Source organism: Rhodococcus sp. NPDC056506, from assembly GCF_042794945.1.
Classification (GTDB): Bacteria; Actinomycetota; Actinomycetes; order Mycobacteriales; family Mycobacteriaceae; genus Rhodococcus_F.
Genome location: NZ_JBHTSW010000017.1, coordinates 72,981 through 89,055 on the forward strand (window position 1 = coordinate 72,981; position 16,075 = coordinate 89,055).

The following is a 16,075-nucleotide window of genomic DNA, read 5'->3' on the forward strand; positions in this document are numbered from 1 at the left end:
AACCGAAGATCAGACGGCTTGCGCTGTCCCGACCGAGGTGTCGGGGGTGAGACCGAGGCGATCGAGGACCTCGCTGGTGGCACGCGCGAAGTTCAACGTGATGAAGTGCAGGCACGGAGCGCCTTCGGCGATCAACCGCTCACCCATCTCGGTGGCCAGATCGATACCGAGTTCACGGACCGCTGCACGGTTCTCTTCCGGACCGCTTCCAGCCGCGGCGTCGAATCGACGTTCGAGGGCGGGAGGCAGAGACGAGCCCGACAGTTCGAGCATGCGCCTCACCGAACGCAGCGAGGTCACCGGCATGATCTCCGGGATGATCGGCTTGGCGCCCTGTTCCGCGTCGTACGCACTCACCCGGTCACGAAGACGCAGGTAGTCCTCCACGTCGAAGAACATCTGCGTGATCGAGTACTCCGCACCGGCACGCAGTTTCGACACCAGGTACTTCGTGTCGTATGCCAAGTCCGGAGCGCGGTAGTGACCCTCGGGGAACGACGCCACACCCACGTGGAAGTCGCCCAGATCACGGACCATCCGCACGAGTTCCTCGGCGTACTCGACGCCTTCGGGATGCTTCTTCCACTCGCCGAGCGGATCGCCGGGCGGATCGCCGCGCAACACGAGTATGTTGCTGATCCCGCGGTCGGCGTAAGCACCGACCATGGCACGAAGCTCTTCGGTGCTGTGCGACACCGCAGTCAGGTGAGCGACCGGCAGCAGGGTCGTCTCTTCGGCCAGTTCACCGGTGACGCGCACTGTTCGATCGCGCGTCGACCCGCCTGCGCCGTACGTCATCGAGACGAATGCCGGTCCGAGCCGCTCGAAGGTACGCACCGCACGCCACAGGCGCGCTTCGGCGTCGGCGTCGCGCGGCGGCGAAAACTCGACCGAGAACGGAATGCGGCTACCTTTCGAGGAAGCGATCCGATCGACGATCGACGGTGTTCGGGTGGCCCACCCCTCGCTGGAGCGGCCCCTGACTGGATCGAATGTCACCGGTCAAGCATATGTTTTCCAGCGGCAAACAAGCTCATCGCCCAGGACTGCGCATCCCGAATGTCAGGATCACGCAGTTCACGGCCCGACCCGCCGTTGATTCCAACCCCCACTAAGCTGGGCTCCAAGCTCGCTTCCGTGTAACCCTCCGGCGCGAGAACATACCGATCTTGGAGGCCACCCTGTCCGCAGGAACCGCGCGCGTTGGACAGAGTTCGACCAACACCGCACCGCATCCGACCTCACTCGAACTGCCAGGCATGTTCGAAGGAGCGCTCCGCGACTTCTTCGCTTCACGCCGCGAACTCGTCTCGAACATCGGCGGTGGATACGAGAAGGCCGTCGATACCCTCGAGGCCTTTGTCCTGCGTGGGGGAAAGCGGGTCCGGCCGTCGTTCGCCTGGACGGGTTGGCTCGGCGCCGGAGGCGACCCGAACGGGAGCGACGCGGACGCGGTGATTCGTGCGTGCGCGGCCCTCGAACTGGTTCAGGCCTGCGCGCTCGTCCACGATGACATCATCGACGCATCAACGACCAGGCGCGGCTTCCCGACCGTTCACGTCGAATTCGAGGACCAGCACCGCGGCGAGAAGTGGAGCGGCGACTCCGCGCACTTCGGCGAGGCCGTCGCCATTCTGCTCGGCGACCTGGCGTTGGCCTGGGCGGACGACATGATCCGAGAATCCGGGATCAGCCCCGAGGCGGCCGCAAGGGTCAGCCCGGTCTGGTCGGCAATGCGCACCGAGGTGCTCGGTGGCCAGTTCCTCGACATCAGCAACGAAGCCCGCGGTGACGAAACCGTCGAGGCGGCCATGCGGGTCAACCGCTACAAAACCGCCGCGTACACGATCGAACGCCCACTGCACCTCGGCGCCGCACTGTTCGGTGCTGACGCCGAGTTGATCGACGCTTACCGCACGTTCGGAACGGACATCGGCATCGCGTTCCAACTTCGCGACGACTTACTCGGAGTGTTCGGAGACCCGTTTGTCACGGGCAAACCCTCGGGCGACGATCTCATTGCAGGCAAGCGCACTGTGCTGTTCGCGATGGCACTCGCCCGCGCCGACGCCGAGGACCCGGCGGCGGCCGAACTACTTCGCAACGGAATCGGCACCGACCTGACCGACAACGAAGTGGACACCCTGCGCGAGGTGATGACCGATCTCGGCGCCGTCACCGACGTCGAGACGCAGATCGACACTCTCGTCGAGGCAGCGTCGAACGCTCTCGGTGCAAGCACAGCAACGGCGCAGGCCAAGGCTCGTCTCACCGACATGGCGGTCGCGGCCACGAAGCGAAGCTACTGACCGTGGCAGACGTGCACCGCACTCGAACTGTCAGCTCGCCGACCGATCGGGTCGTGATCGTCGGCGCCGGACTCGCCGGACTGTCTGCGGGGTTGTATCTGCGGGGCGCCGGGCGCGAAGTCACGATTCTCGAGAGCAACAGCTCGGTCGGTGGACGAGTCGGCATCTACGAAGGCAGTGACTACAGCATCGACAACGGCGCCACGGTGCTCACGATGCCCGAACTCGTCGAAGACGCCCTTGCCGCCGTCGGCGCCGACCCCGACTCGACGAACCCCAAATTCGTTGTGCACAAGCTCGATCCGACGTACCATGCGCGATTCGCGGACGGCACCGCTCTCGATGTTCACGCCGATCCCGAAGACATGGCTGCCGAAGTAGCCCGTGTCTGCGGGCCGGAAGAAGCGCAGCGATACCGCGTGCTGCGCCGATGGCTGAACCGGATCTTCGACGCCGAATTCGATCGCTTCATGGACGCCGACTTCGATTCTCCCCTCGGACTGGTCAATTCGCGTGCCGCGGTCAAGGATCTGAGCCGACTCGTCGCGCTGGGAGGATTCGGGAAACTGGGTAGGCAGGTGGATCGCAAGATCCGCGACCCTCGCCTTCGGCGGATCTTCACCTTCCAAGCGCTGTATGCCGGCGTTGCTCCGTCTCGAGCCCTCGCGGTGTACGGGGCGATCGCGCACATGGATACCTCGCTCGGCGTCTACTTCCCCGAGGGCGGGATGCGCACGATCGCCGAGTCCATGGCCGACGCCTTCACCGAGGCCGGTGGAATTCTGCATCTCGGCCGCACTGTCGAACGCCTCGAAGTGAGCGATCGGCGCGTGCAAGCCGTTCACACACGCGACGGTGAGCGCTTCCACTGTGACGCCGCTGTCCTCACTCCCGACATGGCCGTCACGGACTCGCTCTTGCGCCCACATACCCGATTCCGCCCGCGCCGAGTGCGTACATCGCCGTCCGCGGTCGTGATTCATGGCACTGTTTCCTCTGCGGTCGCCGACGGATGGCCCGCGCAGCGACACCACATGATCGACTTCGGCGAGGCGTGGAAGCGTACCTTCGCCGAGATCACGGCACGCCGCGGCCGCGGGCAACTGATGAGTGATCCGTCACTGCTCGTCACCCGACCGGCACAGACCGATCCGGGCTTGGCCTTCTCGCGAGACGGCCGGATCCGTGAACCGTTGTCAGTCCTCGCGCCGTGCCCGAATCTGGACAGTGCGCCGCTCGACTGGTCGACTCTCGGCATGCCCTACGTTCGCGAAATCCTCCTCACGCTGCAGGAACGCGGTTACACGGGACTGGCCGAGTCGTTCGAGATCGATCACGTCGACACCCCGCAGACCTGGCTCGCGAAGGGCATGGCCGCCGGTAGTCCGTTCGCGGCGGCACACACCTTCACCCAGACGGGGCCGTTCCGACGCAAGAACCTCGCCCGCGGCTTCGACAACGTCGTTCTCGCCGGGTCGGGAACCGTTCCGGGGGTAGGAGTACCGACCGTTCTGCTGTCCGGTCGGCTCGCCGCCGAACGTATTACCGGTACACGCGAGCGAGCCAGCGCGGTGGGCACTCGTGCGAGCAACTAAACTAGCCCCTCGTAACCGACCATTCATCCACGATTCACCGACTCGGGCGCTGCACGCGCCGATCGACACCGATCTCCTCGGGGGAGGAACCTGCACCGATGACGTCCTCTGCCGCAGCCACTGAAATACCGTGGCACCTAAGGGCCGCCAATTTCCTTCGGACTCCCGAAGGTCACAGTGCACTGCTCGGTTTCTTCGGCGCAGTCATGATCACTTTCGGTGGATTCGGCGCCGGTAGCGTCCGGCGCCAGGATCCGCTGCTCGAGTCGATGCATCTGTCCTGGCTACGTTTCGGACACGGATCGATCCTGTCGGCGGCAATCGTGTGGATTGGTGTTCTCTGCATGATCGGCGCCTGGGTTCGACTGGGCCGCTCGACCCTGCGCGGTGACGTCTCGCTGCGCGGTCTGCGCTACGTCGTCCCGGTCTGGACGTTTCCGCTGCTGTTCGCGGTTCCCATGTTCAGCCGTGACGCCTACTCCTACCTGGCACAAGGCGCCTTGTTGCGCAACGGCTTCGACCCGTACGCCGTCGGGCCCGTCGTCAATCCGGGCATCCTGCTCGACAACGTCTCCAACGTGTGGACGACGACTACTACTCCGTACGGGCCGGTTCACCTTCTCCTCGCCGACGCCATTGTTCGTCTGACCGGTGAGAACGTCATCGCCGGCACGATGCTGTTGCGGATCACGATGCTCCCCGGACTTGCCTTGATGATGTGGGCCGTCCCCCATCTCGCGACGAAGCTCGGCGGAAACACCTCGATCGCTCTGTGGCTCGCCGTACTCAATCCCCTCGTCCTGATCCACCTGATCGGCGGCGTTCACAACGAGATGCTCATGGTCGGCCTCATGGCCGCAGGCATCGCGCTCGCTCTCGAACGTAAGCATCTGTTCGGAATCGGGTTGATTGCACTCGCCGTCGCGATCAAGGCAACCGCGGGCGTTGCGCTTCCGTTCATCGTCTGGATCTGGATGATCCACGAGCGGGAGGATGCCGCGGCCGCCGGCCGCGAACCGGCGTCACCGATCCGGTCGTTCGTCAAGACGGCCGGTGCCGGTTTCGCGGTGTTCGTGGCAGTGCTCGGATCCACCTCACTGATTGCCGGTGTCGGTCTCGGCTGGACAACAGCGCTCTCCGGCTCGGCAAAGATCATCAACTGGCTCTCACTGCCCACGATCGTGGCGCACATCGGAACCATGGCCACCTCCTGGTTCGCCGGCGACCATTTCAACGACATCCTCGAAGTCTCCCGGACCATCTCGGCAGTAGTGTTGATCGCGATCATCGCCGTCGTATGGTGGCGCTACCGCAAGACCGAGCGCGACGCCGTCATGGGCATCGTGATCGTGATGGTCGCCATCGTCGTTCTCTCCCCCGCCGCACTCCCCTGGTACTACTCCTGGCCGCTGGCAGTAGCGGCCGGTTTCGCAATGTCGCCGACCACCCTCGCTGTACTCACCGGCCTGTCCACCTGGCTGATGCTCGTGTTCCAGCCGGACGGATCCATCGGCCTGTACACCTTCCCGCATGTGGCTCTGGCCGTCTTCGCCGCCGTGATCGCGGCGATGTCCTTGCAGACGGAAGACCCACTCCGACTTCGTGGTCGCCGTCATGAAAAACCGGCCGAAGTCTCTACACCAGCCTCGGCGACCTCGGCGTCATGATCCGCGTGATCCACTTGTCATGAACGCACTGTCCGCGTCCTACGGATTCTGCGAGGGCGTGACGAAGGAACACGGCCGCACATACTTTCTGGCCGCCCGGTTGCTACCCGAGCCACGACGCCGCGCAGTTCATGCCCTCTACGCATTTGCTCGCGTCGTCGACGACATCGTGGACGAGCCGTCGGGTCCACATGAACGCGGCACTGTCCTCGCTGACGTCGAACGCGCGACGTTCACGGCACTGCACGCCACCGGAATCCGTGACCTCCCGGCGACGGTTCCCGCGGACATGAACCGGGTACTGCCGGCCTTCGCCGACGCCGTGAAGACGTTCGACATTCCTCGTACATATTTCGAAGCCTTCTTCGAGTCCATGCGGATGGACGCCCCCGACACGGCGAAGTTTCGACCCGTCTACAACACCATGGACGAACTGGGCGAGTACATGTACGGCTCGGCCGTCGTCATCGGTTTGCAGATGCTCCCGATTCTCGGAGTGAGCGTTCCGCAGCAGGAAGCAGTGGTGCCCGCGTCGAATCTCGGTGAGGCGTTTCAGCTGACCAACTTCATCCGCGACGTCGGCGAAGACCTCGACCGCGGACGCCTGTATCTACCGGCAAGCGAGTTCGCCGCATTCGGCGTCGACATCGAGATGCTCGAGCACGGGCGCAGAACCGGCACGGTGGACGTTCGCGTCAAGCGTGCACTGGCACACTTCGTTGCCGTGACGCGAGGACGGTATCGGTCTGCCGAATCCGGAATCCCGATGCTCGACCGGCGAGTCCAGCCGTCGATTCACACAGCTTTCGTGTTGTACGGAGCAATTCTCGATCAGGTCGAGCGCGCCGACTTCCGGATCCTGCATCGACGAGTATCCGTTCCCGGACGCACGCGGCTTCGGGTCGCGGCGCCCGGTCTCGTCCGGTCGGCTACGTACGCGGCGAAAATCCGGCGCGGTTGAATGCGCAGTGGGTGAGTCAGAAAGCCGGCAAGTTAGAAAGCCATCGCCTGCGCGCGGCGGATGACCTCACGCGCGAGATGACCGTGCAGCGCGTCTACCGGGCGGCCCGGCAGGGAGTCGTCGGCCAAGAACAACCAGCGAAGGATTTCGATGTCGGTGTAGCCGCCGTCGTGCAGCACCGCCAGGAGACCGGGCAGCCACTTGACGATCTGGCCGTCCTCGCCGAAGAACACTTCGGGAACACCGAGGACACCGTGACGCTTGACTGCGACGATCTTGTGATCGCGAAGCAACTGGTGAACCTTGCTCACCGGCAACCCGACGTTCTTCGCCACATCCACCAGCTGAAACAGGGAAACCGAAGAATCCAGGACATCATCACAATAAGGAATCGCGCTCACCGCGGGAAGTTTATCCGGTCCGGCGTGCCCGCTGTGTACCGCCCGGCGGCGTGCTCGAAACCGTCGCTCCGGTTCGGCCAATACGCTCTGTGACGTTCTCGAGACTTCCGCGTCGGTATCGCTGGCTACGATGGACGGGATGCGGCGTATCAGTAACCGGGAATGCGCGGTGACCGTGAATGCGCGGTGACCGTGAATCGGCGCCCGTACGGCGGGGGCCATTGCGCCGCACAACCACTTACTTGCTGATAGCCACCACACAGATCGTAAACACGCAGATCGTAAACACGCAGATCGTAAATACGGAGGAACAGTCATTACGGAGGTCGAGGGTTGATCGGCGAAATGCTCGAGCGCCGCTATCGAGTGGACGCACCGATCGCGCGCGGCGGTATGTCGACCGTGTATCGAGGCCTCGATACACGGTTGGATCGACCTGTCGCGATCAAGGTGATGGACCCGCAGTTCGCCGGTGATCCAGCGTTCCTGACTCGTTTCGAGTTCGAGGCCAGGGCCGTGGCCCGGCTCAAGCATCCGGCCCTGGTGGCCGTCTACGACCAGGGCAGCGATCGCAATCACGTGTTCCTCGTGATGGAACTCGTCGACGGTGGAACTTTGCGCGAACTCCTCCGTGAGCGCGGACCGATGCCGCCTCACGCCGTTGCAGCGGTCGTAGCGCCTGTCCTGGACGCGCTGGCGGTCGCGCACCGAGCGGGACTGGTTCACCGTGACGTCAAACCGGAGAACATCCTCATCTCCGACACCGGTGAAGTGAAAATCGCCGACTTCGGATTGGTGCGTGCGGCCGCGGCAGCAACCACCACATCCAACAGCGTGATCCTCGGCACCGCGGCCTATCTGTCGCCGGAACAGGTGACGTCCGGAATTGCCGACACTCGAAGCGACGTCTACTCCACCGGCGTGTTGATGTTCGAACTTCTCACCGGTACAACCCCTTTCACCGGAGATACGTCGCTCTCCATCGCTTACCAACGCATCCACGACGATGTCCCGCGCCCCGGTTCCCGCATCCCCGGTGTACCGGCGCAGTTCGATCGCCTGGTTGCCGAAGCCACTCATCGCGAGCCGGCACATCGTTTCGCCGACGCCGGTGAGATGGCAGCCGCACTTCGCAGCGTTAGCGAACAACTGGAGCTTCCGTCGTATCGCGTTCCGGCGCCGCGCCGAAGCGCCCAGCACCAAAGCGCACAGGTTGCCCCGGCTCGGCCACAACCGGCGCCGGCGCCCCCCACGGATGCGCGCCCGAACGCTGCTGCGCACCCGAACTCTGCTGCCACGACGGTGTTGGCGTCCGGCGTTGCCCCTGCTGCCGCAGCCACGACGGCGCTCGGCACGGGCTCCCCTCCCCCCGGCGGCATCCAGCACACTCGCGCGGTCACCGCTCAAACTGCTCGTCCGGCGACGGTCGACGGCGACTCGGATTTCGACGACGGTTCCGATTTCGGCGACGACCAACTTGAGCCCCACGATCCACATGCTCATTTTGTCGAGGCACGACGCAAATCGCGGCGAGCCACCCTGATCTGGCTACTCGTCATCGCGGTCCTCGCGCTTGCATTGGGCTTCGGCGGATGGTGGATGGGCTCGGGCCGCTACACAGCCGTTCCTTCGATCGACGGGCTGACCAAGGACACTGCGGTCACCGCCCTGCAGGACGCCGGGCTCACTCCCGACGTCCAGGGTCAGTACTCCGATGCCCAACCCATCGACACGGTGATCGGGACAGATCCGGCCTCCGGATCCAGGGTCACCAAAGGCTCGACCGTCGCGCTCCTGACTTCGCTCGGGCGTCCGACGGTCCCACCCATTCCGGCCGGCGGCGACGTCACGGCGTTGGGCGCACAACTCTCCGACCGCACCCTCGTGGCGGTCGACGGCGGGGACACCTTCAGTTCCAAGATCCCGATCGGCGGCGTGGCAGCCCTCGACCCGGCACCGGGAACTGAAGTTGCCGTTGGCTCCTCGGTCAAGGTCATCACGTCCAAAGGGTCACCGCCAGTCGACATTCCCGATGTGAAGGGCATGTCCGAGAACGCCGCACGCGCCGCCCTCGACAAGGTTGGCATCTCCGTCAGCACCACCAGAACAACGTTCGACGACGCCGTCGAGGGCGGCAACGTGATCGGCACCGATCCCGCTGGCGGGTCCTCCGTCAACGCCGGCACCTCCGTTGTTCTCCTGATCTCCGACTCCGTCAAGGTTCCCTCGCTGATCGGCCGCTCCGTCTCCTCCGCACGCGAAGAACTCGGCCGCCTCGGCCTAGAGATCACCGTGCGTCAGCTCACTCAGAACGACAGCTCGGTCATCATCAGCCAGAGCGTCAAGAACGACCTCGTTGCCAAGGGCACCGACATCAGCGTCGTCGCAATTCCCTGACAGTTCGCTTCGGCCTAGTCTGAATTCATGGTCACATGGGAACCCGAGAGCTTAGGGATACTCGACCTGCCGTCGGGACGATCGATCCGGGGTCGAGGACTCCGCAATCCACTTCCTTCCGGACCTCTCCCCACCTTCGGCGTCTACCTGACCGGTAAGGAACCTCCCGCTACCGAGTGGGATTCGGTGTGGGTCCGCTGGCGGGATTTCTGGTTGCCGAGCGATCCGGCTGCGCTGCGCAGCGCCCTGCAGGAAGCGTGGGTGCGTTCGGAAACCGAACGAGTCGAGATCGCGTGCGGTGGTGGATACGGCCGCACCGGAACAGCATTGGCCGCTCTCGCCGTCGTGGACGGCGTGCCGAGTCAGGACGCCACCGCGTACGTTCGCGCGCACTACTCACCTCGCGCCGTCGAAATGCCGTGGCAGCGCCGATTTGTCACGCGATTCACGAAATAGCGAACGCCCCCACCTGCGCGAGCGGGTGAGGGCGTTTACCGGCGAATCAGTACGGGCGAGGTGTCAGCCTCGCAGCATCTCCGCCACGAGGAAGGCGAGCTCCAACGACTGCTGCGTGTTCAGTCGCGGATCGCACGCCGTCTCGTAGCGACCGCCGAGATCGAGGTCGGAGATGTCCTGTGCGCCGCCGAGGCACTCGGTGACGTTCTCGCCGGTCAGCTCGACGTGGATGCCACCCGGATGCGTGCCGAGACCGTTGTGGACCTCGAAGAAGCCCTGAACCTCGTCGACGATGCGGTCGAAGTGGCGCGTCTTGTATCCGGTGGAGGCTTCGTGCGTGTTGCCGTGCATCGGATCGCACTGCCAGATGACCTGGTGGCCGGTGGCCTGGACCTTCTCGATGATCGCGGGCAGCAGGTCGCGGACCTTGCCGTTACCCATGCGCGAGATCAAGGTCAGTCGACCCGGCTTGTTGGTGGGGTCGAGGCGCTCGACGTATTCCACCGCCATTTCCGGCGTCGTGCTCGGACCGATCTTGAGACCGATCGGGTTGGACACCAACTCGGCGAAGGCGATGTGCGCGCCGTCGAGCTGACGGGTGCGGTCACCGATCCAGAGGAAGTGAGCCGACAGGTCGTAGAGCTTGGGGTGATCGCTGTCGTTGTCGAGACGCAGCATCGCGCGCTCGTAGTCGAGAACCAGGGCCTCATGGCTGGCGAAGATCTGTGCCTGGTGCAGGCTCGGATCGGTGACGCCACACGCGTTCATGAACTGCAGGCCGCGGTCGATCTCGGCAGCGAGTTGCTCGTAGCGTGCGCCGGCGGGAGACGCTGCGACGAACTCACGGTTCCAGTCGTGCACCTTGTGCAGGTCGGCCATGCCGGCGCCGGTGAGTGCGCGAACCAGGTTCATCGCGGCGCTGGCGTTGGCGTATGCACGCACCAGACGTGAAGGATCGTGCGCGCGGACTGCCTCGTCGGCGACGAGCGAGTTGATCATGTCGCCGCGGTAGGACTTCAGGCCCAGCGAGTCGATGTCGGCAGAGCGCGGTTTGGCGTACTGGCCGGCGATGCGAGCGACCTTGACGACCGGCATCGAGGAACCGTAGGTGAGCACGACGGCCATCTGCAGCAACGTGCGGATGTTCCCCTTGATGTGCGGCTCGGTGTTGTCCGCAAATGTCTCGGCGCAGTCACCGCCCTGGAGCAGGAATGCCTCGCCACGCGCGACCTGCGCGAGACGCTCTTGCAGCGCCTCGACTTCGCTGGCCACCGTGATGGGAGGCACGCTCTCGAGCACAGTCCGCATGGCGGCCGCCTGGTCAGCGGGCCACGAGGGCTGCTGAGCAGCGGGCTTCGCGAGCGCCTCGTCGAGCTGCTTACGCAGTCCGGCAGGCAGCGGCGGGAGTTCGGGCAAGCGGTCGATCGGCACGTCGACAGTCCAGTTCACCTCTACAGGATATTCGCTCGCCCGTCGGCGCGTCACACAGGCTCTCGATCGCTGCTCAATCGGGACACTTCTCGCGCACCGAAACCTGGGTCAGCGAAGTGAACGTGCTGCCGAAATCGCGTCGAACTTCACGAGGTTGTGCCTGGCGTCGGCAAGTGCGTCGTGTGCGTCGGCAGGCGCTGACGGGAGGGCAGGACTGCCGTTGTCTTCCCAGAACTGTCGGAGTTCGCGGGTGTAGCGCGGCATCGACTGCGGTAGTTCGGTCATATCGCCCCACAGTTGGCACAGCGCGACGTGGTCGTAGGCGGCGACCCACGCCCAAAGTTCCGGAACGACCATCGGCCGCGGAACGAAGAATTTCAGTAGGTCGTCGCGGATCTTCTCGCGTGATTTCCACAGCGGCGACGACGGCTGCGGCAACTTCGGAAGCACGTTCTTGCGCACCCAACTACCGGCGCGGGCGGGATCGAACTCCGTCGAGACCGCGTAGTACTCCCGGCCGTCCTCGCAGACAACGCCGATGGACACGAGATCGATGGTTCGACCGTCTTCGATGAATTCACAGTCGTAGAAGTAGCGCACGTCCGAAAACTATGCCGCACGCGCAGGCCCTGGAGCCAATGCGCGTGCGGCAGATGTGGGAAATCTCTAGCTGGCCTGTGCGTCCGGGACCGAATCCTTGTCGGTCTTCGAGGCTTCCTTCGACTCGGCGGAGGCGACGAGATCAACAACCGACTCGCCGCTTTCCGCCGGAACGTCGACGGCAGCTTCGGGTTTCGCGGGTGTCTGATTCTTCAGGCTCGCCGCGTAGATGTCCACGTACTCCTGGCCGGAGAGTTTCATCAGCTTGTACATCACCTCGTCGGTCACAGCGCGCTCGACGAAGCGGTTTCCGCCCATGCCTTCGAAGCGGGAGAAATCGATGGGTTCGCCGACGATGACGGTGACCTTGGCTGGGCGCCACATCCGTGAGCCGATCGGATTCATCTTGTCGGTACCGACCATCGCAACCGGGATCACCTTGACACCCGATTCGAGCGCGAGGCGCGCCATTCCGGTCTTGCCCTTGTAGAGGCGACCGTCAGGCGAGCGCGTTCCCTCGGGGTAGATGCCCAGCAGACTGCCAGAACCGAGAACCTTGAGACCGGCGTTGAGCGCATCCTGCGCGGCGTCCGCGCCGGTTCGGTCGATGGGGACCTGACCGACCGCGGTGAAGAACCACTTCTGAAAAGCGCCCTTCAGGCCGGAACCGGTGAAGTACTCGCTCTTGGCAAGGAACGTGATGCGGCGGTTGACGCGAAGCGGAAGGTAGAACGAGTCCAGAACCGCCTGGTGATTGCTGGCCAGGATGGCCGCTCCGTCAGTCGGAATGTTCTCGTGACCCTTGACCGTCGGACGCCCGAGCAGCCAGAGAATCGGCCCCAGCAACACATACTTGAAGAGCCAATACCACACGGCGTCCCTCCCATTCACAACTGAATTTCGCTGAGTACGACCTTACTGCCGACCCGTAACCCCCGCTACACACGCCCCTGCAGGATCGCGCCGATCACAGTCCGGCAGATGTGGTTCCAGCGCCGTCGACCCCACCGAGATCCTGAGGCACTACCGAGCGAGCCAAGGCTGCGGCGCCGACCATCCCCGCGGCTTCGCCCAGCTGAGCCGAACGGATTCGTGCCAGCGGGCGGTGCTTCGCGCCCGTCAACAAAGTCGCGTACTGCTCACGGGCGTCGTCGAGAAATAGTGGGGCCGAACTTGCGACGCCGCCGGCGATCACCACCAGGTCGGGGTCGTAGACGTCGCCAACCATCGCCAGTCCGACGGCCAGCCAACGGGTGAACTCGGCGATGGTCGCCAACGCGAGTGGGTCACCGTCCTGCGCGGCGTTCGCGATCCGGCGACCGGTGAGGGAACCCGGATCCACCGCTACCTCACGCGCCAGAACCGTCGACGCGGCCGGGTCGGCGGCAAGCAGTTCGATTGCCGTGTCCACGAGCGCCGTTCCGCTGCAATAGCGCTCCCAGCACCCACGTTTGCCACACGCGCATTGCCGCCCGCCTGGCACGACCTGGATGTGGCCGAGTTCGGGGGCGACGCCGTGACTCCCCCGGTACAGCTCGCCGTTGATCAGGAGCGCGCCGCCGATTCCGGTCCCGATTGCCACCATCACGACATTGCGGCCCCCTGCGGCCGCGCCGAATCGATGTTCGGCGAATGCTGCTGCGTTGGCGTCGTGCTCGAGAACGACCGGCAGTCCGAGTCGCTTGCTCAAGTCGCTTCCGACAGGGGCGTCCACCCACGGCAAGTGCGGCGCGAAGCGTACCGAGCTTCGATCGGACGTGATGAACCCGGCGACCGCCAACCCCACGGCCGATACCTCGTGCCTGGTGACCAACTCTCGCACGACGCGATCAAGACCGTCTTCGAGAGCTCTCGCCGACTGCGGAGTCGGAGCTTGAATCATCTCGAGCACTTGTCCGTCCACGTCCACGACGGAGGCCCTGATGCTCGTCCCGCCGACGTCGATGCCGACCGTCAAGATGTCGTCCATGGAGGAGTCGGAGACCGCTTTCAAGCGGCGCGCGCTCATCGCGACAATTCCCGCGCGAGCGGCGCCCGCTGGAGTGCGCACCCGGTATCGGTGCCTCGTGCGTCGGTGACCATTGTGTCGATTGTGCTCAACGCGAGCCGTTCGTTCTACCCGGGGTACTAAGTCAGTCCTTGACCGTCACGTTGATCGGGACAAATGCTGCCGTCCGAGTTCGCTCGGCCCCTGATGTCGTCGCACCACTGTCAGGTCCACGATCCGGGCCGGACGGCCCCCCGAGAAATTCGTCGAGAATCTCGCGCAGCAACGCAAGGAACGCTGCTGCCTGACCCGCGAGAAATGCCAGCAGTTCGTGGTGCTCACCGCGAACCAGTGCAGCGAGGGCGCACACCGGGCACCAACTGCAGCCGGTGAACACCGGCTGCGTGTCCGTGGACGCCGAGTCACTCGCAACGTCGGCCGTTGCTGCGGCAGCCTTCTGCAACATCGGTTCCAGCCGTGTCAGAACGCTATCCGCCAGCGCGCGAAATTCCGCGACGAGGCGCTCGTGCTCTTCGCTCATACCGGCCACACCGCGGGATCCGGGCTGAACCGGATGATCAGATAACTGCCGTCCAACTCCGCCCCGTTCACGACACAACGACGCAGCACCGACGCCAAACGAACTCTGCGTCGTACGCCGTCTGCTCCCACCAGCACATCGTCCTCCACCCGGCCCAACGACAACGACGACGGATCCACGAGCGGAAGGTACATCCGCATCACGTACACCGAATCGACTCCGGCCCCCGACTCCAACGAGACCACGATGTTGTCCGCGGTATCGACGGTGTCGAAAGTGCCCGTTTCACCCTCGAAGGTGGCCGCGATCTCGCCCAGAGCCGCCAACCCTACCGGTTCGACGCGGGCGCGTTCGACCGTTGTGACGGACATTCCATCGGTTGATCCACGAAATTCGTCGACGACGAGTTCTTGTGACGCCCGGATCGAAGCGAGCCACTGCGCTGCTGGCGAATCGTCGACACTCTTTGCAACTGGCGAGTTGAACTGCGGGACAAGGTTGTTGACCACAATCGCGTCCACTCGCAAACCTGCGAGAGCCAGCCCTGACAACGTCCGACGAGTCGCCGCGACCGACACGCCATCCGCCGACGTCACCACACGGACGCTGGTGTTCTCCCGATCCGTGAGATGCACTGCGATTCGATCCACCGACGCGAGCACCCGTTCGATGACGGACACGAGCAACAGCAATCGCATGTCCGTGCCCGTCACGGCGACCATCCGCCTGTGCCGCGGCCACACTCGCTCGAGGTACTCCGACACCATCGACGGCGACCCGAGGATCCGCAGCGCTTCGGCTGCGGCCGGACAGTCCACGATCACCAGGTCGTAGTCGCCGCTGTCCGAGAAGTCGACGATCTCGGAGAGCCCGAGTATGTCCTGGACGCCCAGGGATCCCGTCAACTCTTCCGGTTCCAAGCCCTCGAACGACGAGCCGTGTTCGTGATCTCCCGCTCCGAAAGTTCCTGCAGCGTCGATCAACCCCGACAATCCTCGGAACTTGTCCTCGAGGAGCGCTGACGTGTCGAGTTGCCGGACATCGAGACGCTCGGTGAGAGATGTGGTCGTTCGCGGATTCGGCACGCCCAGGACGTCTGCAAGAGAACCCGCCTGATCGATCGACACGAGCAGCACTCTCGCCCCATCGGTCGCAGCCGACACAGCAGTCGCGGCGGCAAGCGTCGTCGTGCCTACTCCGCCTTTACCGACGAACAGTTGGACGCGCGATCGTTGCTCCGGCACTCAGCCCTCGACTCGCTTCTTCAGTTCTTTCAGAGCTGTGTCGGTGATGATCTTCTCGGCCTTGCGCTTGAACAGACCGATCATCGGAATCGTCAGGTCGACCGTCAACTCGTAGGTGACCGAGGTGGTGCCATTCGGGCCGGGTTCGAGTGTGTACGAACCGAATTGGGACTTCTGGATCTCACCCGAGATCAGCTCCCAGCTCACCGCCATACCGTCCGGCGCCCACGAATACTGCAGTTCGTAGGTGTCCTTCACCATTCCCGCGTCGAGGACAAAACGCACTCGGTCCGCGCGGCCGCCCTGCCCCGGCGCCGTCACCTCGACAGACTTCGCCGCGGCCACCCATTCGGGGTACTGCGCGAAATCGGCGATGACGTTCATCACGGCGTCGGCAGGGGCGTCGATGCTGATCAACCCCTTGGTCTTCTCGGCCATACGACTGCGCTACCTTCCTTCGTCAAGAGTCCAGAACCTGCACTGCTT

The 16,075-nt window shown here is 64.3% G+C and carries 15 protein-coding genes; 6 read left to right on the top strand and 9 right to left on the bottom strand.

Annotated features, from left to right (window positions below; translation table 11 throughout):
• Positions 1-9: 9 nt before the first annotated feature.
• Positions 10-999 (bottom strand): methylenetetrahydrofolate reductase, encoded by a 990-nt coding sequence (locus tag ACFQ6H_RS15950; RefSeq protein WP_378647163.1) that lies wholly within the window; start codon positions 997-999, stop codon positions 10-12.
• Between the two features lie 170 nt (positions 1,000-1,169).
• Here ACFQ6H_RS15950 and ACFQ6H_RS15955 point away from each other — a divergent pair, with 170 nt between their 5' ends.
• The 4 genes from ACFQ6H_RS15955 (at position 1,170) to ACFQ6H_RS15970 (ending at position 6,532) form a co-directional block, all read left to right on the top strand.
• Positions 1,170-2,309 (top strand): polyprenyl synthetase family protein, encoded by a 1,140-nt coding sequence (locus tag ACFQ6H_RS15955; RefSeq protein WP_378647165.1) that lies wholly within the window; start codon positions 1,170-1,172, stop codon positions 2,307-2,309.
• A gap of 2 nt (positions 2,310-2,311) precedes the next feature.
• Positions 2,312-3,904: a phytoene desaturase family protein gene (crtI, locus tag ACFQ6H_RS15960; RefSeq protein ID WP_378647167.1), complete on the top strand. Its 1,593-nt coding sequence runs from the start codon at positions 2,312-2,314 to the stop codon at positions 3,902-3,904.
• A gap of 98 nt (positions 3,905-4,002) precedes the next feature.
• Positions 4,003-5,571 (top strand): alpha-(1->6)-mannopyranosyltransferase A, encoded by a 1,569-nt coding sequence (locus tag ACFQ6H_RS15965; RefSeq protein ID WP_378636973.1) that lies wholly within the window; start codon positions 4,003-4,005, stop codon positions 5,569-5,571.
• A 19-nt stretch (positions 5,572-5,590) separates the two neighbouring features.
• Positions 5,591-6,532, top strand: coding sequence for a phytoene/squalene synthase family protein (locus tag ACFQ6H_RS15970; protein ID WP_378647169.1), 942 nt, complete (start codon positions 5,591-5,593; stop codon positions 6,530-6,532).
• A 32-nt stretch (positions 6,533-6,564) separates the two neighbouring features.
• On the opposite strand, the gene ACFQ6H_RS15975 is transcribed toward ACFQ6H_RS15970, so the two are convergent.
• Positions 6,565-6,933, bottom strand: a complete 369-nt coding sequence (locus ACFQ6H_RS15975) for an Rv2175c family DNA-binding protein (RefSeq protein WP_378538831.1) — start codon at positions 6,931-6,933, stop codon at positions 6,565-6,567.
• Between the two features lie 333 nt (positions 6,934-7,266).
• On the opposite strand from ACFQ6H_RS15975, the gene pknB reads away from it, so the two are divergent.
• Together pknB and ACFQ6H_RS15985 are read left to right on the top strand one after the other, a co-directional pair.
• Entirely contained in the window at positions 7,267-9,330 is a 2,064-nt protein-coding gene (pknB, locus tag ACFQ6H_RS15980) for a Stk1 family PASTA domain-containing Ser/Thr kinase (RefSeq protein WP_378636983.1), read from the top strand.
• A gap of 27 nt (positions 9,331-9,357) precedes the next feature.
• On the top strand, positions 9,358-9,786 hold the full coding sequence (locus tag ACFQ6H_RS15985) for a protein phosphatase (protein ID WP_378538833.1): 429 nt from the start codon (positions 9,358-9,360) through the stop codon (positions 9,784-9,786).
• 63 nt (positions 9,787-9,849) lie between these two features.
• Here ACFQ6H_RS15985 and ACFQ6H_RS15990 read toward each other — a convergent pair whose 3' ends face one another.
• From ACFQ6H_RS15990 to ACFQ6H_RS16020, 7 genes are all read right to left on the bottom strand, one after another.
• Entirely contained in the window at positions 9,850-11,235 is a 1,386-nt protein-coding gene (locus tag ACFQ6H_RS15990; RefSeq protein ID WP_007730070.1) for a class II 3-deoxy-7-phosphoheptulonate synthase, read from the bottom strand.
• Between the two features lie 90 nt (positions 11,236-11,325).
• Positions 11,326-11,817 (bottom strand): polyadenylate-specific 3'-exoribonuclease AS, encoded by a 492-nt coding sequence (locus tag ACFQ6H_RS15995; RefSeq protein ID WP_003941683.1) that lies wholly within the window; start codon positions 11,815-11,817, stop codon positions 11,326-11,328.
• A gap of 66 nt (positions 11,818-11,883) precedes the next feature.
• Positions 11,884-12,690, bottom strand: coding sequence for a lysophospholipid acyltransferase family protein (locus ACFQ6H_RS16000; protein ID WP_378647171.1), 807 nt, complete (start codon positions 12,688-12,690; stop codon positions 11,884-11,886).
• A 94-nt stretch (positions 12,691-12,784) separates the two neighbouring features.
• A complete protein-coding gene (locus tag ACFQ6H_RS16005; RefSeq protein ID WP_051119159.1) occupies positions 12,785-13,825 on the bottom strand; it encodes an ROK family protein in 1,041 nt (346 codons plus the stop codon).
• A gap of 124 nt (positions 13,826-13,949) precedes the next feature.
• Positions 13,950-14,345, bottom strand: a complete 396-nt coding sequence (locus ACFQ6H_RS16010; protein ID WP_378647173.1) for a hypothetical protein — start codon at positions 14,343-14,345, stop codon at positions 13,950-13,952.
• Positions 14,342-15,589 carry an ArsA family ATPase gene (locus ACFQ6H_RS16015; protein WP_378647175.1) on the bottom strand — a complete coding sequence of 416 codons (1,248 nt, stop codon included), beginning with the start codon at positions 15,587-15,589 and terminating at the stop codon, positions 14,342-14,344. Before ACFQ6H_RS16015 ends, ACFQ6H_RS16010 begins: the two co-directional genes overlap by 4 nt.
• Entirely contained in the window at positions 15,590-16,027 is a 438-nt protein-coding gene (locus ACFQ6H_RS16020; RefSeq protein WP_378448008.1) for an SRPBCC family protein, read from the bottom strand.
• Positions 16,028-16,075 lie beyond the last annotated feature (48 nt).

Bases quoted from the DNA above. Each gene is read 5' to 3' on its own strand.
- ACFQ6H_RS15965 (WP_378636973.1), top strand. From the start codon at position 4,003: ATGACGTCCTCTGCCGCAGCCACTGAAATACCGTGGCACCTAAGGGCC.
- ACFQ6H_RS15970 (WP_378647169.1), top strand. From the start codon at position 5,591: ATGAACGCACTGTCCGCGTCCTACGGATTCTGCGAGGGCGTGACGAAG.
- ACFQ6H_RS15985 (WP_378538833.1), top strand. From the start codon at position 9,358: ATGGTCACATGGGAACCCGAGAGCTTAGGGATACTCGACCTGCCGTCG.
- ACFQ6H_RS16005 (WP_051119159.1), bottom strand. From the start codon at position 13,825: ATGAGCGCGCGCCGCTTGAAAGCGGTCTCCGACTCCTCCATGGACGAC.
- ACFQ6H_RS16010 (WP_378647173.1), bottom strand. From the start codon at position 14,345: ATGAGCGAAGAGCACGAGCGCCTCGTCGCGGAATTTCGCGCGCTGGCG.
- ACFQ6H_RS16020 (WP_378448008.1), bottom strand. From the start codon at position 16,027: ATGGCCGAGAAGACCAAGGGGTTGATCAGCATCGACGCCCCTGCCGAC.